This is a genomic window from Pseudomonas sp. 18058 (assembly GCF_902706155.1).
GTDB lineage: Bacteria > Pseudomonadota > Gammaproteobacteria > Pseudomonadales > Pseudomonadaceae > Aquipseudomonas > Aquipseudomonas rustica.
This window is the reverse complement of the sequence record NZ_CACSJY010000011.1, coordinates 44,701-66,312: the sequence shown is the minus strand read 5'-3', so window position 1 is coordinate 66,312 and position 21,612 is coordinate 44,701. Positions and strand designations below refer to the sequence as shown.

The following is a 21,612-nucleotide window of genomic DNA, read 5'->3' as shown; positions in this document are numbered from 1 at the left end:
GGATAGCCGACTATGCTCTGGTTATCAGGGCTTGCCGGAGTCGATGCCGCGATGAACAGGACACCGAAGGTGTTACGTGGATGCTGCGGCATAGGCTTGTGGGCCTTGTTGCTCACGCCGACCTGGGCCAATTGGCAGGACGCCGTGCCCGGTGCGCAAATCATCGGCACCGGTGATTTCAGTGTGTTCGGTTTCGATGTCTACAACGCGCGATTGTGGAGTGCCGCGCGACCGCTGGCGGAAGGTCAACCCTTCGCGCTGGAGCTGATCTACCGCCGCACCATCTCTCGGGATGACTTGGTCAAAGCCAGTGTCGACGAAATCAAACGCCTGGCCGGCCCCCGTGTCAGCCCGGCGCAACTGGCCGGTTGGCAGATTCAGATGCAGCAATCCTTCGTCGATGTGCAGGCCGGCACGCGGATCACCGGTGTGTACTTGCCGGGGCAGGGCGCGCGGTTTTTTGTCGGGCAACAGTTGCAGCATGAGATCGATGATCCGCAGTTCGCCCGGGCGTTTTTCGATATCTGGCTGGATCCGCGCACGCGTAGTCCCGAATTGCGCGAGCAGTTGTTGGGCGTGAGCCGATAAGATCAAAAGATCGCAGCCTGCGGCAGCTCCTACAGGTGCGATCTTTTGATCTTCAACGTGAACGTCTAAGCTGCGTCTTTCCGACTTGTTTCTGGATGTGTGCGTGAAATTCAGTTTGCCCAAAATCGCCACCGCGCCGTTTTGCCCGCCGGAAGTGGCCGGCAGTGTCGCGGTCGACCCCAACGCCCCCTTCTTCAAACGCGTACTGCGTTTCGCCGGCCCCGGTCTATTGGTGTCGATCGGCTACATGGATCCGGGCAACTGGGCGACGGCCATCGAAGCCGGTTCGCGCTTCGGCTACAGCCTGTTGTTCGTGGTGTTGCTGGCGAGTCTGGCGGGCATGGTGGTGCAATGCCTGTGTTCGCGCCTCGGCATCGCCACCGGCCGCGATCTGGCGCAATTGTCCCGCGAACGCTACAGCACGCCGACCGCACGCTTGCAGTGGATATTGGCGGAGATTTCTATCATCGCCACCGACCTCGCCGAAGTGCTCGGATGCGCACTGGCGTTTCACCTGTTGCTCGGTTGTTCGCTGACCTTCGGCATCGCCCTGACCGCGTTCGACACGCTGCTGGTGCTGGCCCTGCAGAACCGTGGATTTCGCCGACTGGAAGCGATCATGTTGGTGCTGGTCGCCACTATCGGCGTGTGTTTCTTCGTTGAACTGGTGCTGATCAAACCGTACTGGCCTGACGTTTTCCAAGGCTTCAAACCGTCGCTGTCGGCGATCAGTGATGCAGCGCCGCTGTACCTGGCGATCGGCATACTCGGCGCGACAGTGATGCCGCATAACCTCTACCTGCACACTTCGATCGTGCAGACGCGGATGATCGGCAAGGATCTGGCGAGCAAACAGGACGCGGTGAAACTGGCGCGCATCGACACCATCGGCTCGCTGGCGCTGGCGCTGCTGGTCAACGCGGCGATTCTGATTCTCGCGGCAGCGGCGTTTCATCAGTCGGGGCATACCGACGTGGTCGACATTCAGGACGCTTATCACTTGCTTGATCCGCTGGTCGGTGGCGCGCTGGCCAGCGTGCTGTTCGGCGTGGCGTTGCTCGCTTCGGGGCAGAGTTCAACCTTCACCGGCACCATCGCCGGCCAGGTGATCATGGAGGGTTATCTCAATCTGCGGATTCCGTGCTGGCAGCGGCGTTTGATCACGCGCGGGCTGGCGCTGATTCCGGCGTTTATCGGCGTATGGCTGATGGGCGATAACGCGGTGGGGAAACTGCTGGTGATGAGTCAGGTGGTGCTGAGTTTGCAGCTGCCGTTTGCGCTGTATCCGCTGATTCGCATGACCAATGACAAACAGCTGATGGGGCCGTTTGTGAATCGGTGGCCGACGCGGGTGTTGGCGTGGGGATTGTTTGTGGTGATCAGTGGGGCAAATGCCTGGTTGATCCTGCAGTTGGCTGGCTGAATTTTTGTAGTGTTTGGGCTGGCCTCATCGCGGGCAAGCCTTGCTCCTACATTGGATGTGTGAACCCGATCCTGTAGGAGCCGAGCTTGCTCGCGAAGGGGCCGTAACATTCAGAGCAGATTTCGAACAGACAAAAAAAGACCCGGTGCAACCAACGCTGCACCGGGTTTTTGTTGCCAGCAACCAACGGATGTCGTGGATCCGCCGCCTGCCGTTGAACTCTTGCTTACGCGCGTTCCAGCGCCAATGCCACGCCCTGACCACCGCCAATGCACAAGGTCGCCAGACCCTTTTTCGCATCACGCTTGATCATTTCATGCAGCAGCGTCACCAGCACACGGCAGCCCGATGCACCGATCGGGTGGCCCAGCGCAATGGCGCCGCCGTTGACGTTGACCTTGCTCAGATCCCATTGCAGATCCTTGGCCACCGCCAGCGATTGTGCAGCGAACGCTTCGTTGGCCTCGATCAGGTCGAGCTGGTCGATGTTCCAGCCAGCCTTGTCCAGGCAGCGGCGAGTCGCCGATACCGGGCCGATGCCCATGATCGCCGGGTCAACGCCGGCGTTGGCGTAAGCGGCGATTTTCGCCAGCACCGGCAAACCGAGGGCTTTGGCTTTTTCCGCGCTCATCAGGATCACAGCGGCAGCACCGTCGTTCAGCGACGAAGCGTTGCCAGCGGTGACACTGCCGTCCTTTTTGAACGCCGGACGCAGTTTCGCCAGCGATTCAGCGGTGGTGTCGCCGCGTGGCTGCTCGTCGACCTTGAACGCCAGCGGATCGCCTTTGCGCTGTGGAATCAGGATCGGCGTGATTTCCTCGACAAAGCGACCGGCCTCAATGGCGGCGGCAGCTTTCTGCTGGGACGCGGCAGCAAAGGCGTCTTGCTGCTCGCGGCTGATTTCGTATTTGTCGACGAGGTTCTCGGCAGTGATGCCCATGTGGTAATCGTTGAACGCATCCCACAGACCATCGCTGATCATGGTGTCGACGATTTGCGCGTGGCCCATGCGCAGACCGGTGCGGGCGCCCGGCATTACATAGTTGGACAGGCTCATGTTTTCCTGGCCGCCGGCGATGATCACGTCCGCGTCGCCGCAACGGATTGCTTGCGCGCCGAGGTGCAGGGCTTTGAGGCCCGAACCGCAGACTTTGTTCAGGGTCAGCGCCGGTACTGCGTGTGGCAGACCAGCCTTGATCGCCGACTGACGCGCCGGGTTTTGACCTGCGCCGGCGGTCAACACCTGGCCCATGATCACTTCATCAACCTGTGCACCGTCCAGACCGGTTTGTTCGAGCAACTGGCGGATCACCGCAGCGCCCAGATCCACCGCAGAAACGCTGGCCAGGGCACCCTGGAAACTGCCGATCGCGGTACGCGTGGCGGCAACAATGACGACGTCTTGCATCTTCGAATTCCTCACTCGGCAGCGAACTGCATTTCCGGTACGTGATCCGGGACGATCAGTTTACCAGCGGTTTTGGCGACGATTTCCTCGACGCTGACGCCAGGTGCGCGTTCCTTGAGGACAAAAGCGCCATTTTCGATTTCCAGATAGGCGAGGTCGGTCAGCACACGCTTGATGCAACCGGCACCAGTCAGCGGCAAGCTGCATTTGGACAGCAGCTTGGACTCACCATCTTTCGACGCGTGGGTCATGATCACGATGATGTTGTCGGCTCCGGCCACCAGATCCATCGCGCCGCCCATGCCCTTGACCAGTTTGCCGGGGATCATCCACGAAGCGATGTTGCCTTCAACGTCGACTTCGAACGCGCCAAGCACGGTCAGGTCGACGTGGCCACCGCGGATCATCGCAAAGGATTCGGCGGAGTTGAAAATCGACGCGCCGATGCGGGCGGTTACGGTCTGCTTGCCGGCGTTGATCATGTCGGCGTCGATGGTTTCTTCAGTCGGAAACGGGCCCATGCCGAGCAGGCCGTTTTCCGATTGCAGCATAACTTCCATGCCTTCGGGAATGTAGTTGGCGACCAGGGTCGGAATGCCGATACCGAGGTTCACGTAGAAGCCGTCCTGCATTTCGCGGGCGACGCGCTGAGCCATTTGTTCGCGGGAAAGTGCCATGTTTTTATTCTCCGTCAGCCTGAATTATTTGCGGATGGTGCGCTGTTCGATGCGTTTTTCGAACGTGCCGCAAATGACCCGATCGACGTAGATGCCCGGGGTGTGAATCTGCGTCGGATCCAGCTCGCCGGGTTCGACGATTTCTTCGACTTCGACCACAGTGATCTTGCCGGCGGTCGCGGCTAGCGGGTTGAAGTTCTGCGCGGTGTGACGGTAAACGACGTTACCGAAATGGTCGGCTTTCCAGCCTTTGACGATGGCGAAGTCGCCGGTAATGGACTCTTCCATCAGGTACTTGCGACCCTTGAATTCACGCACTTCCTTGCCATCGGCAACGGGAGTGCCGACGCCGGTGGCGGTGAAGAAAGCCGGAATGCCGGCGCCGCCCGCGCGCATTTTTTCAGCGAGGGTGCCTTGCGGGGTCAGGATGACTTCGATTTCGCCTTTGAGCAGTTGCTCTTCGAACAGCTTGTTTTCGCCGACGTAGGAGGCGATCACTTTGCTGATCTGGCGATCGGTGAGCAGCACGCCGAGGCCGAAACCGTCGACGCCGCAGTTATTGGAAACGACGGTGAGGTCGCGGGTGCCCTTGCGTTTGATCTCGGCGATCAGGTTTTCCGGAATGCCGCACAGACCAAAGCCGCCGGCGATGACGGTCATGCCGTCCTCAAGCCCGGCCAGGGCTTCCTCGTAAGAACTCACGCGCTTGTCGAAACCTGCCATGTGCACCTCTTTTATTATTTGCGGGCGGCTGGCTAGCCGAATGGTTGGAGTGTCGCGCTGGGGAATATATTTGTTAAGTTGATTTTTAAGGTTGATTGATTGATAAAGCTCAATAATCACCACGTTATGGCTGATCGTTCCCACGCTCCGCGTGGTAGCGCCTCCATGGACGCTCCGCGTCCAGTGACGCAGAGCGTCACGGGCTGCATTCCCACGCGAAGCGAGGGAACGATCATGCATCGGGCTTCATGCTCAGAGGCTTTATTATGACCATCAAACAGATCCGCGCTTTTCTCGCCGTGGCGCAAAGCCTCAGTTTCGCCGTGGCCTGTGAGCGGCTGCACCTGTCGCAATCGGCGTTGAGCCTGACCATCAAGGCCTTGGAAGAAGGTTTGGGCGGGCGCCTGTTCAGCCGCAACACACGCAACGTCGCGCTGACCCCGGAGGGTGAATCGCTGCTGCCACTGGCGCGACGGCTGATCGCCGACTGGGACAACGCCGAAGACGAAATGCGCCAGCGCTTCAGCCTGCAACGCGGGCGCGTGACGCTGGCGGCGATGCCGTCGTTTGCCGGCAACTTGCTGCCGCCGATCCTCAAGACGTTTCGTGCGCGCTATCCGAACGTCAACGTCACGGTCAACGATGTGATCAACGAGCAAGTGCTGGAGATGGTGCGTGATCGTCAGGTGGAATTGGGTGTAGCGTTCGAGCCGATGCAGAACACTTCGATGACGTTCACGCCGCTGTATATGGATCGCTTCGTCGCCGTGGTGCCGAAGGATTCGCCGCTGGCCCGGCTTAGCGAGATCGATTGGCAAACGTTGTTGCAGGAGCCATTCATTACCTTGCAACGGCCGTCGACGGTGCGGGTGATGCTTGAAGAACACTTGCAGGCGCGCGGTATGAAATTGCCGGTGGAGTTTGAGAGTCATCAACTGGCGACGGTGGGCCGCATGGTCGCCAGTGGGTTGGGGGTGAGCGCGGTGCCGGCGTTGTGTGCCGAGCAGATGCAGGAACTGGGTGCGCATTGCCTGACGTTGATTGATTCAGTGGAGCGGGCGATTGGTGTGCTGACAGAGCCGGGGAACGAGCGCTCGGCGGCGGCGCAGGCGTTGTTCGATATTCTCCAACAGGAAAACCTCGCGGCGCGCCTGTCTCCCTGATCGCCCCAACTCCCTGTAGGAGTGAGCCTGCTCGCGATTGCTGTTTAACAGTCAGCATCTAGGGTGCCTGACACACCGCTATCGCGAGCAGGCTCACTCCTACAGGGGATAGGTATGCTCAGGGAGTGAGGTGTTGCGTCAGCAGGGGCAAAACCTGTTCGCAAGACGCTTCGATTTTCAGATCGAGCAAATCATCCGCTCGCGTCTTGCCCAGGTTAATCGCAATCAACGGTTTACCCCGATCCGCGATCACCCGGCACAAGCGAAACGCTGAATACGCCATCAACGACGACCCCACCACCAACAAACCCGCAGCACTTTCCGCTGCGGCCATCGCCCGTGCCGCCGTATGTGCCGCGACGTTTTCGCCGAAAAACACCACATCCGGTTTCAGCCGTTCGCTGTCGCAATGCGGGCAGCGCGGCGATTGAAAGCGGGCTTCAAACGCCGGGTCGAGCAGGGTATCGCCATCGGGTGCCTGTACCGCATCGACGCCCGCCAGGTACGGGTTCTGCGCTTCCATCACCTGCTGAATGGCATCGCGTTCGCTGCGCTGGGCGCAATCCAGACACAACACTCGGTGCAGGCTGCCGTGCAGTTCGATGACATCGTGACTGCCGGCCTGATCGTGCAGGGTGTCGACGTTTTGCGTGATCAGTCCGCTGATTCGACCGTGGCTCTGCAGCGTGGCCAAGGCCTCATGCGCGGGATTAGGCCGCGCCTGACGCACTCGCGGCCAACCCAGCATCGCCCGCGCCCAGTAGCGGCGGCGTGACTCCGGGGCGGCGAGGAATTCCTGATACATCATCGGCTGCCGACCCCGGCGCACGCCGTCGCTGTCGCGGTAATCGGGGATGCCCGAAGGCGTGCTGATGCCGGCGCCGGTCAGTACCAGAAAATCGCCATCGGCCATCGCCTGTTGCAGCGTGTCGAGGTGTTCGCGGATCGGGCTGTCGAGCATGGCAAGCGCTCCGAAGGCTGGAGGATGACATGCAGGTTAGCACTGACTTTTCTGGCCGGGTTATTTACGCGCCTCCAGTATCAGGTTGAACGGTGTTTGTGTGGCGCGGCGAAAATGCTTGAATCCTGCCTCGGTAAATACTTTGCGCAAACGCAATTCCCCAGCCTGCGCACCGAGACCCAAACCCACCTCCTGCGACAACGAATTCGGCGTGCAAATAAACGTCGACGCCGCGTAAAACAACCGCCCGACCGGGTTGATGTTGTCGTCCAGCGTATCGTTGGCGAACGGCTCGACCAGCAGCACCGTGCCGTCATCCTTCAACGAATCGTAGGCATGCCGCGCAGCACCGACCGGGTCGCCCATGTCGTGCAGGCAGTCGAAATAGCAGATCAGGTCATAGTCATCGCCCGGATAACTTTTCGCGGTGCCCTGAAAAAACGTCGCCCGACTGCTGACGCCACCTTCTTCAGCGCGCTGAGTGGCGACGGTGATCGACGGCGCGTGGTAGTCGAAACCGACGAAACGCGAATTGGGAAACGCCTGCGCCATGATCACCGTCGAGGCGCCGTGACCGCAGCCGACATCAGCGACTTTAGCGCCGACCTCCAGTTTGGCGACCACGCCGTCCAGCGCCGGCAGCCACTCGGCAATCAAGTGACCTTTATAGCCGGGACGAAAGAAACGTTCGGTGCCGGTGAACATGCACGGATGGTGATCGCCCCACGGCAGGGCGCCGTTGCCGCGCATGGCTTTGACCAGTTTGTCTTTGTCGTGGAAAAACGACGCCACCACGCCCAGTCCGCCGGCGACGTATACCGGCGAATCTTCTACGGCCAGCGCCAGTGCCTGTTCTTCCGGCAAGCGGAATTGGCCGTCGAGGTGCTCCATGTAGCCGGACGCCGCGTGGGCGCTGAGCCATTCGCGCACCAGACGCGGGTTGCAGGTGGTTTTTGCGGCGAGGGCTTCGGGGCTGATTGGTTGGCTGTCGGCCATCGCCCGGTACAGCCCGAGCTCTTCGCCGACGATGACATTGGCCAGCATCGCCGCGCCGCCCATGTCGTTGACCAGTTTGCCCATGAAGTCGTTGAGTCGGGCCTCGTCCATTGTGTGTGCTCCTGAAACAGGATCACAGTCCGGCGGCGTTGACGGTCGAGGCATGCGCCACCGGGCGGTGGTCGGGGATTCGGGCAGGGCGTTCGCTGCGCCCTGCGGCCCCCTCGACTGGGTATAAATGAGTGTAGGAGCTGTCGAGTGAAACGAGGCTGCGATCTTTTGATTTTGATGCTGATTTTTAAGATCAAAAGATCGCAGCCTCGTTTCACTCGTCAGCTCCTACAGGGGAAGGGGTGTGTTTTAGAGGTCGCGGGCCATCAGCGCGTGTTCACTGTCCCACGCGCGGAAGCGTTCCATCACTTGCCAGCCGCGTTTGGCGTAGTAGTCCTGCTTGGATTGCGTGTGCAGGTACAAGCGCGCAAACCCGCAGTCCTTCGCCTCCTGACAAATCCCGTCAATCAAACGCTCCGCCAAGCCTTGCCCGCGCGCCTCGGGGCTGACGAACACGCAGGCCAGCCACGGGCCGAGATTCGGCCGATGGGCCAGATCATCGCGGGCCAACGCTGCGCCGCCGATCAGACGTTCGCCGTCCAGAGCAATCAGGCACGACCATTCACCGTTGCTTTGCCCTTGAGCAAATTCACGCTGCCAATCGGCCAAGGGCTGATGCGCATATTCGTAGTGAAATTGCTGATGAATCCATTCGGCATAGCGGTCGCTGTGTTGCATGTGATGTGCGAGCCAATCGATTTGCAGTGACATCGGTCGAGTCCGTTCCAGAGGCGGTCGTGCATCAAAAACCAATCCACCGCCGCTGGCAATCCCGAGGCTGTTGCAGCGGCTTTACAGATTTCCACCATTCATCGGCAAAGCAGCGGTTTTGACGGGTTGCCGGACGATTGGCCGGGACGCCAGGCAGACGCGGCGCGATAGTGATTGAGCGGGGTCACTGCCGGCCCGGTTACCCATGTCCATAACAAGAACGCAGCGGAGCTCGAATTCATGACTGCACCGATTGATCTGACTGTCTTGAAAGAACGCCAGAAGGTCGCCTGGGCCAGTGGCGATTACGCCGTGATCGGCACCACCCTGCAAATCGTCGGTGAAAACCTCGCCGAAGCCTGTGATCTGCGTTGCGATGAAGAGGTGCTGGACGTCGCTGCCGGCAACGGTAATGCCACGCTGGCAGCGGCGCGACGTGGCGCATTGGTGACGTCCACCGATTACGTCGCAGCGCTGCTGGAACGTGGACAGGATCGGGCGCGCGCCGAACATCTCGACGTGACCTTCCAAGTCGCTGACGCTGAGGATCTGCCGTTCGAAGATGAGAGTTACGACGCAGTGCTGTCGACGTTCGGCGTGATGTTTGCGCCGGATCAGGACAAAGCGGCCGCTGAGCTGGGTCGGGTCTGTCGCCGAGGTGGACGGATCGGCCTGGCCAACTGGACGCCGGAAGGTTTCGTCGGCCAGATGTTCAAAACCCTCGGCCGGCATCTGCCGCCCCCGGCGATCGCCCAGCCACCGTCGAACTGGGGCACGGAAGCGTGGCTGCATGAGCATTTCGATGATCATGATTTTGTCGTGCAGGTAACACGCCGCGAGTTCAATTTCCGCTATCGCTCGGCGGCGCACTTTATCGATATCTTCCGCCATTGGTACGGGCCGGTGCACAAAGCGTTCGCCGCGCTACCGCCAGAGAGTGGGCAGGCACTGGAAAGTGATCTGGCGGATTTGCTCAATCGCTTGAATCGAGCAGGAGAGGGTTCGCTGGTGGTGCCGAGTGAGTATCTGGAGGTGGTGATCAGCAAACGCTAGTGGAGATCCCCTGTAGGAGTGAGCCTGCTCGCGATAGCGGTCTGTCTATGAAACATGTATCGGCTGACAGACCGCTATCGCGAGCAGGCTCACTCCTACAATGAGATTGTGGTGGGCCTACTTCTGATGCGTCCGATCAAACCATTCCAGCGCCGTGCGCCAGATGCAGATCCCCAGAAAGTAAGCCGACATCAGCAACCACAACCCCATCACCAACGGGTTGATCACCGGGTGATTGAGCACCAGCGACAAGCTGCACAGCAGCCAGATCGCCGTCACCGCAATGTTGATCGGCATAAACCGGCGCACGCGGAACGGATGCAAAAACTTCATCCGAGTCACCGTCAACAGCGCCAGCCCGATCACCGTCAAAAACGTGATCCAAGGCCCCGGGCCGATGATGTACAAACACAGCGCCACCACATTCCACGCCGCCGGAAACCCGACAAAGTAGTTGTCTTTGCTCTTCATATTGACGTTGCAGAAGCAGAACAGCGATGACACGAGAATCAGCGACACGGTCAGCAGCAGGGTGTAATCCGGCAGCGGAATGTAGCGATAGATGAACAGCGCCGGAATAAATACGTAGGTCAGGTAATCGATCACCAGATCGAGGATCGAGCCGTCGAAACTCGGCAGCACCGATTGCACATTGACCTTGCGCGCGAGGGCGCCGTCGAGGCCGTCGACGATCAGCGCCACGCCCAGCCACATCAGGCAATGGGTCGGCTGGTTTTCCAGCAGGGCGAGGGTGGCAAGGAAAGCAGTGACCACGCCGGTCGCGGTAAAACCATGGGCGCCCCATGCTTTGAGCCTGGCGATGTGTACGGTCGATATCACGGGGGCGTTCTCCAGAAAGTGAAGCAAGCCGGGTATCACCCTTGAGTGGCAAGGGCGCCGGCAAACCGGGTCGGGGTTGCAGCTATCGACCGGTCTGGCCGGGATAAGGTTCACCACCCTTGAATCTTAGCTGGCCGATGGAAAAATTCCCGGGCAAACCCGCCGGGGCCTTGAGTGTCGGCCAAACGGTGCTGGCGCTATGGCCGCAGGGGTCTAGAGTTGCCAGACGCAGTCACTGCCAATGTCTGAGGATGACGCCATGAACACCACTGATTTACTCGAACAACTGTTGCGAGGCCAGGCCTCGGCGGGACAACAAAGTAACGCCTCGGCCGGTGGCGGTCTGGGCGGGCTCGGGGGCTTGCTGGGTGGTCTGCTTGGTGGCGGCTCGGGCGCGGCCAGCGGCGGCGGGTCTGCCGGCGGTCTAGGCGGACTGGGCGGTTTGCTCGGTGGATTGCTCGGCGGCGGTTCGGCTGGCGGTGGTGGGTTGGGCGGCGCCTTGGGTGGCGCGCTGGGCGGCGGTGGCGGCACGCAAAGTCGTTCCGGCGGCGGCACCAATTACGCGGCACTGGCGTCGCTGGGGATGATGGCGTACCAGGCGTATCAAGCCTGGCAACGCAGCCAGGCCAGCGCGGCGCCACAACAGATTCCACAAATGGCCAACCTGCTCGCCGGCCCGGACGTCGAAGAACACAGCCACGCGGTGCTGCGCGCCTTGATCGCAGCGGCCAAGGCAGACGGCCGTATCGATGAATCGGAAAAACACCTGATCAGCACAGAAATCGGCAAGCACACCGACGATCCGCAATTGCAGCAATGGCTCGACGCCGAAGTCGCCAAACCGCTGGACGCCAGTGAAGTTGCGCAGTCGGCGAACGGCGACCCCGCCATCGCCGCCGAAATGTATCTGTCCAGCGTGTTGCTGGTGGATGACCAGCAGGATGCCGAACGCAGCTATCTGGATGAACTGGCAGCAGCGTTGCAGATCGATCCGGATTTGCAGGTGCATCTGGAGCAGCAGGCCAAAGGGCAGGCGTAACCACAGTCAAAAATCGCGGCCCCGGGAAGCTTTCTATCTAGGCTGACCGGGCCGTCCGTCCGGGCAATTTTCACGTCGATTGAATTTTTCACAGGCGCGACGCCTCTGCTGCTGTAGAGGCGCGTGAACAGCGTCCTGCCAATTGACCGAGAAAACTGCCATGACTGTCCTGACACGCCTGCAATCCACGCCTGCCCAGCCGCAGGCGATTAATCCTGCCGGGAATATCCGCTGCATTTATGACGCGTTGCTCAAGGATGAAAATCCTCAGGCGTTGGCGCAGTCATTCCTGCACGAGCAACTGCAAAACGCCGGGCAACTCCCGGATACCCTGCCGCAAGACCCGACGACGTGGCACGCCTGGGTGGCCGAACATTGCACCGATGTCGCGCAGCAATACGCCGAATATCTGCAACAACGTAAAGCCGGCGGGGCTCGGCAATTTTTCACCTGCAAGGCGCAGGCGCTGTACTTTCTGCAAGCAGTGGCGCCGACCAAACTGGTCGACGGCGCGTGGTTGTATGGCTTGCTGGCGCAGTGGCAGGATCCGCGTTTCGCCGGTTTGCTCACCACCTATCTGGAAGAACTCGGCGACGGCAACCCCGCGCAAAACCATGTGGTGATCTACCGCAAACTCCTTGCCGAACACGACTTGCAGGACAGCGCCGCAATCGCCGATGAACACTATCTGCAAGGCGCGTTGCAACTGGCGCTTGGCATCGCCGGTGCCGATTGCTTGCCAGAAGTGATCGGCTACAACCTCGGTTACGAGCAGCTGCCATTGCACCTGCTGATCTCTAGTTACGAACTCAGCGAGCTGGGCATCGATCCCTACTATTTCACTTTGCACGTGACCATCGACAACGCCAGCACCGGCCATGCGCAAAAAGCCGTGCAGGCGGTGCTCGATTTGTTGCCACTGGAGGCGGATCGCGCCGATTTTCTGCGTCGTGTATCGCTCGGTTATCGCCTTAATGATCTGGGGCAGGGCAGTCGCGCGATCATCGAAGGCTTCGACCTTGAGCGTGAATTGTTGGCGATGCTTGAGCGCAAGCGGCCGTTCGGCCAGCACATGCATTCCGACTACTGCCGCTTTGAAGGCCAGACCGTCAATCAATGGCTGTCGACGCCTGAGCAACTGCCCGGCTTCATGCAAGCGCTGCAGGACAAAGGCTGGATCAAACGCAACGAAGACCCGCAGAACAGCCGCTTTTGGCAACTGATCGCGGGCGATGGTGCGGCGATGTTCGGCGTGTTCAACGCCTATGAAAAACAACTGGTGCATGACTGGATTGCCGGCGATTGGAAATCTTCGGAAAAGCCGAAAGTCGCTCGGCGTCGGCCTCAAACGGCGGCATCGATCGCGGTGCCCGAGCAGGATCCCGATGTGCAGCAACTGAACGTGGCGTTGCAAGGTCAGGACGGTCTCACGCAAATCGCGACGCTGATTCCGTGGCTCGCGCCGGATCGCCATGCACACCCGGCCGGGTTGCTCGCCACCCGACGATTCATCGAACTCAAATCACGCCAGCCGTAAGGAAATTTTCAATGAGTCAGGAAGAACAATTCAGCAGCCATGATCTGGCGCTGCTGCAACTGGGCCGGCGCCTTCAGGCCGATGGCTACCGTTTCATCACCCCGACGCCGCTGACGCATCAGCGCGTCAATCAGCGCGACGAAGGGCAAATGGCTGACAGCCTGCGTGATGTGTTTGGCTGGTCGCGGCCGTTCGAACCCGGATTGTTGTCCGCCGACGAACAGCGCCAGTTACAGGAGGCGCAAGTCATCGACACCTACGAAGGCCAACTGAAAAGTCGCGTGCGCTGGTCGAGCCTGGACGATCTGTTGTTCGTGCATTCGGCGTTCCCGACCGACGCGGCGGACTCGGTGTTCTTCGGCCCCGACACCTACCGTTTCGCCCAGATGATCCACGCTCATCTGCAACAGAACTTCGCTCCGATCCACCGCGCGGTCGACATCGGTTGTGGCGCGGGCGTCGGTGCGATCGTGATCGCCCGAGCCCGTCGCGAGGCGCAAGTCCTGGCGCTGGATATCAACCCCGCCGCGCTGCGCCTGACCGCAATTAACGCGGCGCTGGCGGAAGTCGCCAACGTTGAAGTTCACCCCAGTGATCTGTTGCAAGGCGTCGACGGCGAGTTCGATCTGATCGTCGCCAACCCGCCGTACATGGCGGATCCGGCGGAGCGCGCCTATCGCCACGGTGGCGGAACACTCGGCGCGGGGCTCTCGCTGCGCATCGTCGAGCAAGCGCTAAATCGGCTGGCTCCCGGTGGTTCGCTGCTGCTCTATACCGGCGTGGCGATGGTCGATGGCCGTGATCCATTCCTCGACACGGTGCTGCCGCGACTCGATGAAAAACGCTTCGCCTGGACGTACCGTGAAATCGATCCGGATGTCTTCGGCGAAGAGCTGCTGAACCCTGGATATCAACGGGTCGACCGGATCGCCGTGGTGGCGTTGACCGTCACCCGAATGGGCTGAAATCAGGCAGGTGCACGATGAACAGGAACCTCGACGACTACAACCGCATGCGCGATTTCTCGGCAACCTCGGAGCCGGCGGCAGTCAAACGCTCGGGCCGCAAAACCGCCGCCGAGCACGCCTTGCAGTTCTGCATCCAGAAGCACGACGCTTCGCACCTGCATTATGACTTTCGCCTGGAACTCGACGGCGCGCTGAAGAGTTGGGCAGTGCCGAAGGGGCCGTCGCTGGATCCCAAGGTCAAGCGCCTGGCAGTGCACGTCGAGGATCATCCGCTGGATTACGCGACCTTCGAGGGCAGCATTCCCGAAGGGCATTACGGCGCGGGGGATGTGATTGTCTGGGATCGCGGCGTGTGGATTCCGCAGGAGGATCCGCAACAGGCCTACGCCAAAGGCAAGCTCAAATTCGAACTGCAAGGCGAGAAACTCGGCGGGATCTGGAATCTGGTGCGCACGCACATGCCGGGGAAAAAGGAGCAGTGGTTCCTTATCAAGCATCAGGACGGTGCGGCGCGGCCGCAAGATGATTACGACGTGCTAGTCGCTGAGCCGGACAGCGTGTTGAGCGAACGCACCCTCGTCGACAAACCGAAACTCGCCGCCGAACAAAGCAGACCGGTGAAGAAACCCGCCGCCAATTCGCGCAAAAAAGCCACCGGCACGCTGACGGGCGCGCACAAAGCCAAGCTGCCGGCGCAGCTCAAACCCGAATTGGCCACGCTGGTCGACAGTGCGCCTGAAGGGCAGTGGAGCTACGAAATCAAATTCGATGGCTACCGGATCATGGCGCGGATCGATCACGACCAGGTGCAACTGTTCACCCGCAACGGCCACGATTGGACGCACAAGTTGCCGCAACAGGCCGAAGCCTTGGCCGCGCTGGGTCTGGAATCGGCTTGGCTGGACGGCGAAATGGTCGTCGCCAACGAACATGGCGTGCCGGATTTTCAGGCGCTGCAAAATGCTTTCGAGGCTGGGCGCAGTGGCAACATTCTCTACTACCTGTTTGATCTGCCGTATCTCAACGGCGTCGACTTGCGTGAGGTGCCGGTTGAAGAGCGTCGAGCCGCGCTGGCGACCATCCTCGGCGCGCAGAAAAATCCGCTGCTGCGCTATTCGGAAGCCTTCGACGAAACCCCGGATGCGTTGCTCAACAGCGCTTGTCAGATGCAGATGGAAGGCCTGATCGGCAAACGCCTCGGCTCGCCTTACGTGTCGCGACGCAGCGGCGACTGGATCAAACTGAAGTGCAAGCATCGGCAGGAATTTGTCGTCGTCGGCTACACCGATCCGAAAGGTTCGCGCAGTGCCTTCGGTGCCTTGCTGCTCGGTCTGCATGATCGCGACAGCGGCGAATTGCGCTACGCCGGCAAGGTTGGCACGGGCTTCAACGAAGCGACGCTGAAAAGCATTCTGGCGCAGCTGAAACCGTTGCAGGTGAAGAAGGCTGCCGTGGTCAATCCGCCGAGCGGTTTCGAGGCCAAAGGCGTGCACTGGCTCAAGCCGAAATTGTTGGCCGAAATTGCCTTCGCTGAAATGACTAAGGACGGCTCGGTGCGCCACGCCGTGTTCCATGGTTTGCGCGATGACAAACCGGCCAAGGACATCACTGAGGAGCGAGCGAAACCGGTGAAGACTTCAGAGACGAAATCCGCAGCGAAAAGCCCTGCAAAAAAACCGGCGAAAAAAGTGCCCGCGGAAAAGGCTGAGACTGCGCCGTCGCAACTCGGTCTGGCCAACGGCAAGGTTCGCATCACTCACCCTGATCGGGTGATCGACGCGGTCAGCGGCACGACCAAAATGCAACTGGCCGAGTACTACGCGAGCGTCGCCGAATGGATTTTGCCGCAACTCAAGGATCGCCCGGTGGCGCTGGTGCGTGCGCCGGATGGCATTGCGGGTGAACTGTTCTTTCAGAAGAACGCCGAGCGTTTGGCGATTCCCGGCATCAGCACGCTGGACAAAGACGTCACCGGCCAACCGGTGATGCTGATCAACAATGCCGAAGCGCTGATCGGCGCGGTGCAGATGAGCACCGTCGAGTTACACACCTGGAACGCAACCACAGTGGATCTGGATAAACCCGATCGCTTCGTGCTCGACCTCGACCCTGATCCGGCGCTGCCGTGGAAGAGCATGGTCGAAGCCACCGCGCTGACCTTGACCGTGCTCGATGAACTGGGCTTGAAAGCGTTTCTGAAAACCAGTGGCGGCAAGGGTATTCACTTGGTGGTGCCGATCACGCGCAAGCTTGGCTGGGATGAGGTGAAGGATTTCAGCCACGCGATCGTCAGCCATATGGCCAAGCTGTTGCCGGATCGTTTTTCGGCGGTGTCCGGGCCGAAAAACCGTGTCGGGCGGATCTTCATCGACTACCTGCGCAACGGCCTCGGCGCCACCACCATCTGCACTTACTCGGCGCGTACGCGCGAAGGGCTACCGGTGTCGGTACCGCTGTTTCGTGAAGAGGTCGGCGAGATCAAGGGCGGCAATCAATGGAACGTGCATAACGTCCACGAACGGTTGGCCGAGGTTGGCGATGAGCCGTGGGCAGATATGAAGAAAACCCGGCAGAGCATCACCGCTGAGATGCGCAAACGAGTCGGCATGAAAAAGTGATCAGCTGTCGCGCAGCAAGTCGTGGGCGTTAAGCAATTCAAAAGCGATTTCGGGGTTGTTGTTCAGGCCCCGTCGAATCGCCGTTGGAATCGACTTGCGCGTTTTGCGGCACAGGCCCGGCAGCGCGTCGATTTCGATCTCGATGCCGAGCATGGTGCGCACTTCGTGAAAACCCGGTGAGACGTCGACGCGAATGCCCAACTGCTCGAACATGCGTTTTTGCAGGTGCCGGAGGTCGTCGAGGTTTTTCAGTTTTTCGAGGCGCGCGAGCAGAACTTTTTCTTCCTCGCGGGTCAGGCGCAGGATGCGCAAGTCCGCACCGGGTGTGTCCAGCAACGGGCCGCGCCCGCAATCGCAGGCGCCGGGTGGGCAGGGGGAGCGCAAAGGCGCAGTCTTTGTCATGGCCTCCATCATAGAGGCCGTCGGACAGTTTTGCCTATGCGCCGTCAGCGGCCATCCATCGGCTGCTTGCTCTTTGCCGGTTACTGATTCAGGCCTTCGTAATGCACCAGAATGGCATTGGCGAGGTCTTCATCGCTGGCGTTGATGCCGGGATTTTCCTGACGAACCTGTTGCAACACCGACTCAAGATAAACCCCGCGAATGGCTCCGCCGCTGGCGACAAAGGCAGACAAGTCGTCACGCGCCGGAATCACCATTTTGTGATCCTTGAAGGTCGAATACAGCGAAGCGGAAACGCCGGCCGAAGTGGCCACATCCCCCGCATCGACCTTGGCCATAGCGGAGCCGACGGGCAGGCATAAGAGTAAAGAAGAAACGAGCAATAACTTACGCATGACGGGGTTCCTCCACAAGCGCTAAGCAAAAAGGGAAGGACTGCATAATGTGAGAGGTGCGCGGAGGGCGGGAGTTCCGTGAGGCGTTAATTCTGCAGACGCGGGCACGCCATGGCGGGTGCCCGGTCTTGACGCGAGTTCTATCAAATCACGCCACAGGCCATACGATCACCGCCACCACCCAGGGGTTTTGGCATGTCGGAATGGTTGTCGCCACCGGCGTGAATCATCAGCGCGTGGCCCTTGATCTCGGAGATTTTCTTCAGGCGCGGCGCCAGCACCGGGTAATTGGCGATACCGTCAGCGGTCACGTACACCGCCGGCAGGTCACCGAGATGGCCGTCAGCGTATGGGCCGAGGTGCTTGCCGGTTTTCTGCGGATCGAAGTGCCCGCCAGCTGCCAGCGCCGCGCCTTTGACGCCGTCCTTCATGCCCGGCTCGCAACTGCCGTTTTCATGCACGTGAAAACCGTGCACGCCGGCCGGCAGGGATTTCAGATCAGGAGTAAACAACAGGCCATACGGCGTCTCACTGACGGTAATCGAGCCGATCGCCTGCGGTGCACCGTCGGCGCTGACCAGATTGATCGCGACTTTTTCCGTCGCTGCCTGAGCAGTGCCGATTGCGAAGGTGCCGAGCAGGCCTAACCACAGTGCGCGTTTCATAAGCGTTTCCTTGTGCTGCATGAGTTTTCAGAACGACGGACTCAATAGCCTGCCGGCATTAACCGGCGATGAAGGCCTTGTCCGCGTGCGTTGAAAAATGAGACTTGCCGCTCAAACTGAAAGTTTTATCGCCGTTGCCCTGCGCGCAGACATCTGCCGACACGCTCTGGCGCAGCAGACCAGCGCAAATAGGCTTAACTCTAGGACTGACAGGCCTTTACCGGCGTCCCCCAAGGAGAAACCCACGGTGTCGATCAAACTGCGTTTAGTGTTGCTGATTGTTGCCATCTGCTGAAGGCCTTCGCGAGCAAGCCCGCTCCCACATGGGGAATGATGGTGTTACATATATTGCATTTACACCGCAGAAACCTTTGGGAGCAGAGCTTGCTCGCGAAGAGGCCCGTCCAGTCACCCCAATACTTAAATGCCCGCCCCAAGATTCATGTTCAACCCCCTCCAGCCGATAAGCCCCTGAATGCAAAAGGACTATCAAGTCGGGAACAGACGCGCGGGTTTGTCCTGACGTGATATTCTTCGCGCCAACTTGTTTTGACCTAATTCAGTCTGCTTGCCCTCGGGTGGGCTGACGGAATCCCTGTCGCTCAAGTAGCTGATGCCAATAATGATAAGAAACCAGTTCAGAAGGGACATTAACTGAGGTCGATGCGGTACGTCGGCCTTGTGTGCCCACCCGTCAAAATTGCAGTGTGCCGGAATCTGCGACGCCAGCCTGAGCGTCACCAAAGCGGATCGCATGCTGATAACAGCGACGGGCGGAAGGCGTTTTATCATAGGTGCTACGGATGTTTAAGAAAGTGAACACAGCTCTGCTGGGGCTGGCTTTGGCGATGGGGATGTCGTCCGCCAATGCTGAAGAAGCAAAGAAAGTCGACGTGCTGTTGATCGGCGGCGGCATCATGAGCACCACCCTGGGTGTGTGGATCAATGAGCTGGAGCCAAGCTGGTCGATGGAAATGGTCGAGCGCCTCGACGGCGTCGCCCTCGAAAGCTCCAACGGCTGGAACAACGCCGGTACCGGTCACTCGGCTCTGGCTGAGCTGAACTACACCCCGGAAGATGACAAAGGCAACGTGACGATCCCGAAAGCTGTCGAGATCAACGAAGCGTTCCAGGTGTCCCGTCAGTTCTGGGCCTGGCAGGTTCAGCAAGGCGTTCTGAAGAACCCTCGCTCGTTCATCAACACCACGCCGCACATGAGCTTCGTGTGGGGTGATGACAACATCAAGTTCCTCAAAAAGCGCTACGAAGCCCTGCAAGCGAGCCCGCTGTTCGCCGGCATGCAGTACTCCGAAGACCCAGCTGTGATCAAGAAGTGGGTTCCGCTGATGATGGAAGGGCGTGACCCGAACCAGAAAATCGCGGCCACCTGGAGCCCGCTGGGTACCGACATGAACTTCGGCGAAATCACCCGCCAGTTCGCTGCCCACCTGCAAACCAAGCCTAACTTCGATCTGAAACTGTCGAGCGAAGTCCAGGACATCACCAAGAATGCCGATGGCACTTGGCGCGTCAGCTACAAAAACCTGAAAGACGGCAGCAAAACCGAAACCGACGCCAAGTTCGTGTTCATCGGCGCTGGCGGCGGTGCACTGCACCTGCTGCAGAAGTCGGGCATTCCTGAAGCCAAGGAATACGCTGGCTTCCCGGTAGGCGGCTCGTTCCTGGTGACCGATAACCCGACCATCGCTGAACAGCACCTGGCCAAGGCCTACGGTAAAGCTTCGGTTGGCGCGCCACCGATGTCGGTTCCACACCTGGACACCCGTGTTCTGGACGGCAAGCGCGTTATCCTGTTTGGCCCATTCGCGACCTTCAGCACCAAGTTCCTCAAAGAAGGCTCGTACCTGGACCTGCTGACCAGCACCACCACCCACAACATCTGGCCTATGACCAAGGTCGGCATCAAGGAATACCCGCTGGTCGAGTACCTCGCTGGCCAACTGATGCTGTCGGATGAAGACCGTCTGAACGCGCTGAAGGAATACTTCCCGAACGCCAAAGCCGAAGACTGGCGCCTGTGGCAAGCCGGCCAACGCGTGCAAATCATCAAGCGTGATGAAGCCGCTGGCGGCGTGCTGAAACTGGGTACCGAAATCGTTGCTGCACAAGACGGCTCCATCGCCGGCCTGCTGGGCGCATCGCCAGGCGCGTCGACCGCTGCACCGATCATGCTGAGCGTGTTGCAGAAAGTCTTCAAAGACAAAGTGGCTAGCCCAGAGTGGCAAACCAAGCTGCACCAGATCGTGCCGAGCTACGGCACTCAGCTGAACAGCGATCCAGCGAAAGTGGCCGAAGAGTGGGCTTACACCGCCAAGATCCTCGAACTGCCGACGCCTCCAGTGATCGGTCAGGCTGCTGCTCCGGCTGCACCTGCGGCTGAAAAAGCTGAAGCCCCGAAGGAAAACGCTGCACGTGACATGGCTCTGTAATTAGACCCCTGACACACAAAGCCCACTGTACCGGCGACGGTCAGTGGGCTTTTTTTATCCCTCGATATCCCTCTGTATTCCCTAGTATTTCCTGTAGGAGCTGCCGAAGGCTGCGATCTTTTGATCTTGTTTTAGAATCAAAAGATCGCAGCCTTCGGCAGCTCCTACAGAATTGTTTCGGTGTTGAGGTGTTGAGGTGTTCAGGTGTTCAGGTGTTCAGATGTCAGGGTTTCGCGGAGGCCAGATAAGCGCCAAGCCGCCGCCCCATCTCTTCGCCCAACGCCTGCAACCCACTCAACGGCCGCACCATCACTTCAAACTCGACGATCTTGCCCTGCTCATCAAAGCGAATCATGTCGATGCCTTTCAGTTCCTTCGTCCCGACCTTGGCGCTGAACTCCAGAATCACATTCAAACCATCCGCCGTCGCCAGCTCACGGTGATATTCAAAGTCTTGAAACACCTCGAACACCGTATTGAGGATCATCGACACCACCGGCGCGCCCGGGTAGGGCGTGTGCGCCATCGGTGAGCGGAATACGGCTTTGGCGTCAAGCAACTCGGGCAGGGCGCTCAAGTTGCCGGTGCGGATCATCTCGTGCCAGCGGTTCAGCGATTCGGCAACGTTGGGCTGCAGGTTCAGTTCGGACATGGATTTACCCCAGAGTTTTTTATTGTTTTTGCACGACCGCAGTCACTCTAGCCTGTAGGAGCTGTCGAGTGAAACGAGGCTGCGATCTTTTGATCTTGATGTTCAAGGATCCAGATCAAAAGATCGCAGCCTTCGGCAGCTCCTACAGATCAGATGTCATCTGATACGCTTTTTTCGATTCTATCTGCCTCTGTAACCGGTTCAGTCACCGGCTCAAAATACCCCGGCAGTG

The 21,612-nt window shown here is 59.7% G+C and carries 20 protein-coding genes; 9 read left to right on the top strand and 11 right to left on the bottom strand.

Going from position 1 to position 21,612, the window contains the following annotated elements:
* The first annotated feature begins 51 nt into the window (after positions 1 to 51).
* Together GVL50_RS08400 and GVL50_RS08395 are read left to right on the top strand one after the other, a co-directional pair.
* On the top strand, positions 52 to 588 hold the full coding sequence (locus GVL50_RS08400) for a chalcone isomerase family protein (RefSeq protein WP_159812468.1): 537 nt from the start codon (positions 52 to 54) through the stop codon (positions 586 to 588).
* Positions 589 to 691: 103 nt separating this feature from the next.
* Positions 692 to 2,011 (top strand): Nramp family divalent metal transporter, encoded by a 1,320-nt coding sequence (locus tag GVL50_RS08395; RefSeq protein ID WP_159812467.1) that lies wholly within the window; start codon positions 692 to 694, stop codon positions 2,009 to 2,011.
* A 226-nt stretch (positions 2,012 to 2,237) separates the two neighbouring features.
* Here GVL50_RS08395 and GVL50_RS08390 read toward each other — a convergent pair whose 3' ends face one another.
* From GVL50_RS08390 to GVL50_RS08380, 3 genes are read right to left on the bottom strand one after another with little or no spacing between them, the layout of a single operon-like run.
* Entirely contained in the window at positions 2,238 to 3,419 is a 1,182-nt protein-coding gene (locus GVL50_RS08390) for an acetyl-CoA C-acetyltransferase (protein WP_159812466.1), read from the bottom strand.
* Positions 3,420 to 3,430: 11 nt separating this feature from the next.
* The gene (locus GVL50_RS08385) at positions 3,431 to 4,096 is read right to left on the bottom strand and encodes a CoA transferase subunit B (protein WP_008082425.1); all 666 of its coding nucleotides are present in this window, start codon (positions 4,094 to 4,096) and stop codon (positions 3,431 to 3,433) included.
* A 24-nt stretch (positions 4,097 to 4,120) separates the two neighbouring features.
* Positions 4,121 to 4,819 carry a CoA transferase subunit A gene (locus tag GVL50_RS08380; protein ID WP_053119263.1) on the bottom strand — a complete coding sequence of 233 codons (699 nt, stop codon included), beginning with the start codon at positions 4,817 to 4,819 and terminating at the stop codon, positions 4,121 to 4,123.
* 266 nt (positions 4,820 to 5,085) lie between these two features.
* Here GVL50_RS08380 and GVL50_RS08375 point away from each other — a divergent pair, with 266 nt between their 5' ends.
* Positions 5,086 to 5,982 carry a LysR family transcriptional regulator gene (locus tag GVL50_RS08375; RefSeq protein ID WP_159812465.1) on the top strand — a complete coding sequence of 299 codons (897 nt, stop codon included), beginning with the start codon at positions 5,086 to 5,088 and terminating at the stop codon, positions 5,980 to 5,982.
* Between the two features lie 118 nt (positions 5,983 to 6,100).
* On the opposite strand, the gene GVL50_RS08370 is transcribed toward GVL50_RS08375, so the two are convergent.
* The 3 genes from GVL50_RS08370 to GVL50_RS08360 form a co-directional block, all read right to left on the bottom strand.
* The gene (locus GVL50_RS08370) at positions 6,101 to 6,943 is read right to left on the bottom strand and encodes an NAD-dependent protein deacetylase (protein ID WP_159812464.1); all 843 of its coding nucleotides are present in this window, start codon (positions 6,941 to 6,943) and stop codon (positions 6,101 to 6,103) included.
* A 60-nt stretch (positions 6,944 to 7,003) separates the two neighbouring features.
* Complete coding sequence (locus tag GVL50_RS08365) at positions 7,004 to 8,050, bottom strand: class I SAM-dependent methyltransferase (protein WP_159812463.1); 1,047 nt, start codon at positions 8,048 to 8,050, stop codon at positions 7,004 to 7,006.
* A gap of 249 nt (positions 8,051 to 8,299) precedes the next feature.
* Entirely contained in the window at positions 8,300 to 8,761 is a 462-nt protein-coding gene (locus GVL50_RS08360; protein ID WP_159812462.1) for a GNAT family N-acetyltransferase, read from the bottom strand.
* 240 nt (positions 8,762 to 9,001) lie between these two features.
* Between GVL50_RS08360 and GVL50_RS08355 the strand changes: the two genes are divergently transcribed.
* On the top strand, positions 9,002 to 9,814 hold the full coding sequence (locus tag GVL50_RS08355) for a class I SAM-dependent methyltransferase (protein ID WP_159812461.1): 813 nt from the start codon (positions 9,002 to 9,004) through the stop codon (positions 9,812 to 9,814).
* 117 nt (positions 9,815 to 9,931) lie between these two features.
* On the opposite strand, the gene pcsA is transcribed toward GVL50_RS08355, so the two are convergent.
* Positions 9,932 to 10,654 carry a phosphatidylcholine synthase gene (gene pcsA / locus GVL50_RS08350; protein ID WP_159812460.1) on the bottom strand — a complete coding sequence of 241 codons (723 nt, stop codon included), beginning with the start codon at positions 10,652 to 10,654 and terminating at the stop codon, positions 9,932 to 9,934.
* A gap of 259 nt (positions 10,655 to 10,913) precedes the next feature.
* On the opposite strand from pcsA, the gene GVL50_RS08345 reads away from it, so the two are divergent.
* The 4 genes from GVL50_RS08345 (at position 10,914) to ligD (ending at position 16,816) form a co-directional block, all read left to right on the top strand.
* On the top strand, positions 10,914 to 11,693 hold the full coding sequence (locus tag GVL50_RS08345; protein WP_159812459.1) for a tellurite resistance TerB family protein: 780 nt from the start codon (positions 10,914 to 10,916) through the stop codon (positions 11,691 to 11,693).
* Between the two features lie 160 nt (positions 11,694 to 11,853).
* The gene (locus tag GVL50_RS08340) at positions 11,854 to 13,230 is read left to right on the top strand and encodes an iron-containing redox enzyme family protein (protein WP_159812458.1); all 1,377 of its coding nucleotides are present in this window, start codon (positions 11,854 to 11,856) and stop codon (positions 13,228 to 13,230) included.
* An 11-nt stretch (positions 13,231 to 13,241) separates the two neighbouring features.
* Positions 13,242 to 14,195, top strand: a complete 954-nt coding sequence (locus tag GVL50_RS08335; RefSeq protein ID WP_159812457.1) for a class I SAM-dependent methyltransferase — start codon at positions 13,242 to 13,244, stop codon at positions 14,193 to 14,195.
* 17 nt (positions 14,196 to 14,212) lie between these two features.
* Complete coding sequence (ligD, locus tag GVL50_RS08330; RefSeq protein WP_159812456.1) at positions 14,213 to 16,816, top strand: DNA ligase D; 2,604 nt, start codon at positions 14,213 to 14,215, stop codon at positions 16,814 to 16,816.
* On the opposite strand, the gene GVL50_RS08325 is transcribed toward ligD, so the two are convergent.
* From GVL50_RS08325 to sodC, 3 genes are all read right to left on the bottom strand, one after another.
* Entirely contained in the window at positions 16,817 to 17,218 is a 402-nt protein-coding gene (locus GVL50_RS08325) for a hypothetical protein (protein ID WP_178124166.1), read from the bottom strand.
* Positions 17,219 to 17,298: 80 nt separating this feature from the next.
* Positions 17,299 to 17,613, bottom strand: coding sequence for a DUF2388 domain-containing protein (locus GVL50_RS08320; RefSeq protein ID WP_053119287.1), 315 nt, complete (start codon positions 17,611 to 17,613; stop codon positions 17,299 to 17,301).
* Between the two features lie 143 nt (positions 17,614 to 17,756).
* On the bottom strand, positions 17,757 to 18,278 hold the full coding sequence (sodC, locus tag GVL50_RS08315) for a superoxide dismutase family protein (protein ID WP_159812454.1): 522 nt from the start codon (positions 18,276 to 18,278) through the stop codon (positions 17,757 to 17,759).
* 803 nt (positions 18,279 to 19,081) lie between these two features.
* Here sodC and mqo point away from each other — a divergent pair.
* Positions 19,082 to 20,728, top strand: a complete 1,647-nt coding sequence (mqo, locus tag GVL50_RS08310; RefSeq protein WP_053119292.1) for a malate dehydrogenase (quinone) — start codon at positions 19,082 to 19,084, stop codon at positions 20,726 to 20,728.
* A 223-nt stretch (positions 20,729 to 20,951) separates the two neighbouring features.
* On the opposite strand, the gene GVL50_RS08305 is transcribed toward mqo, so the two are convergent.
* Complete coding sequence (locus GVL50_RS08305) at positions 20,952 to 21,380, bottom strand: nuclear transport factor 2 family protein (protein WP_159812453.1); 429 nt, start codon at positions 21,378 to 21,380, stop codon at positions 20,952 to 20,954.
* Positions 21,381 to 21,612: the final 232 nt, after the last annotated feature.

Bases quoted from the DNA above. Each gene is read 5' to 3' on its own strand.
- GVL50_RS08400 (WP_159812468.1), top strand. From the start codon at position 52: ATGAACAGGACACCGAAGGTGTTACGTGGATGCTGCGGCATAGGCTTG.
- GVL50_RS08390 (WP_159812466.1), bottom strand. From the start codon at position 3,419: ATGCAAGACGTCGTCATTGTTGCCGCCACGCGTACCGCGATCGGCAGT.
- sodC (WP_159812454.1), bottom strand. From the start codon at position 18,278: ATGAAACGCGCACTGTGGTTAGGCCTGCTCGGCACCTTCGCAATCGGC.
- GVL50_RS08335 (WP_159812457.1), top strand. From the start codon at position 13,242: ATGAGTCAGGAAGAACAATTCAGCAGCCATGATCTGGCGCTGCTGCAA.
- GVL50_RS08355 (WP_159812461.1), top strand. From the start codon at position 9,002: ATGACTGCACCGATTGATCTGACTGTCTTGAAAGAACGCCAGAAGGTC.
- GVL50_RS08345 (WP_159812459.1), top strand. From the start codon at position 10,914: ATGAACACCACTGATTTACTCGAACAACTGTTGCGAGGCCAGGCCTCG.
- GVL50_RS08320 (WP_053119287.1), bottom strand. From the start codon at position 17,613: ATGCGTAAGTTATTGCTCGTTTCTTCTTTACTCTTATGCCTGCCCGTC.
- GVL50_RS08375 (WP_159812465.1), top strand. From the start codon at position 5,086: ATGACCATCAAACAGATCCGCGCTTTTCTCGCCGTGGCGCAAAGCCTC.
- GVL50_RS08340 (WP_159812458.1), top strand. From the start codon at position 11,854: ATGACTGTCCTGACACGCCTGCAATCCACGCCTGCCCAGCCGCAGGCG.
- GVL50_RS08380 (WP_053119263.1), bottom strand. From the start codon at position 4,819: ATGGCAGGTTTCGACAAGCGCGTGAGTTCTTACGAGGAAGCCCTGGCC.
- GVL50_RS08325 (WP_178124166.1), bottom strand. From the start codon at position 17,218: ATGACAAAGACTGCGCCTTTGCGCTCCCCCTGCCCACCCGGCGCCTGC.
- GVL50_RS08385 (WP_008082425.1), bottom strand. From the start codon at position 4,096: ATGGCACTTTCCCGCGAACAAATGGCTCAGCGCGTCGCCCGCGAAATG.
- GVL50_RS08365 (WP_159812463.1), bottom strand. From the start codon at position 8,050: ATGGACGAGGCCCGACTCAACGACTTCATGGGCAAACTGGTCAACGAC.
- GVL50_RS08360 (WP_159812462.1), bottom strand. From the start codon at position 8,761: ATGTCACTGCAAATCGATTGGCTCGCACATCACATGCAACACAGCGAC.
- mqo (WP_053119292.1), top strand. From the start codon at position 19,082: ATGTTTAAGAAAGTGAACACAGCTCTGCTGGGGCTGGCTTTGGCGATG.
- GVL50_RS08305 (WP_159812453.1), bottom strand. From the start codon at position 21,380: ATGTCCGAACTGAACCTGCAGCCCAACGTTGCCGAATCGCTGAACCGC.
- ligD (WP_159812456.1), top strand. From the start codon at position 14,213: ATGAACAGGAACCTCGACGACTACAACCGCATGCGCGATTTCTCGGCA.
- GVL50_RS08370 (WP_159812464.1), bottom strand. From the start codon at position 6,943: ATGCTCGACAGCCCGATCCGCGAACACCTCGACACGCTGCAACAGGCG.